Source organism: Staphylococcus pasteuri, from assembly GCF_030547725.1.
GTDB lineage: Bacteria > Bacillota > Bacilli > Staphylococcales > Staphylococcaceae > Staphylococcus > Staphylococcus pasteuri.
In genome coordinates, this window is record NZ_JAUOQO010000335.1 from 1 (window position 1) to 273 (window position 273).

Sequence of the window (273 nt, forward strand, 5' to 3'; positions counted from 1 at the left end):
GTATTAAATCCATTACGCTTCCTTCATACCCTGATTCGAGTATGTAGGAGTAGCCACCAACGATTTTTCTCTCTGAATCAATTGCTATGTATGTGTCTGCAGCATAATTAACAAAATTGCGAAGAATTCTGTTTCCGTTTCTATCTAATAGGCCGCTCCAATGCCACTTCTGGGCTTCATCTTTAAAATTAAGTTGATAAATACAGCTCTCGTTCGAGGTATAGTTTTCAGGTCGATGAAAAACGTTGTCAAAATACTTACTTACTTTAGTCC

Annotated in this window: 1 protein-coding gene; it reads right to left on the reverse strand. The window is 37.4% G+C overall.

The window, feature by feature from the left end; genetic code table 11:
* On the reverse strand, positions 1 to 273 hold a 273-nt coding region (locus Q4528_RS13885), incomplete at both ends, for a hypothetical protein (protein WP_303522170.1).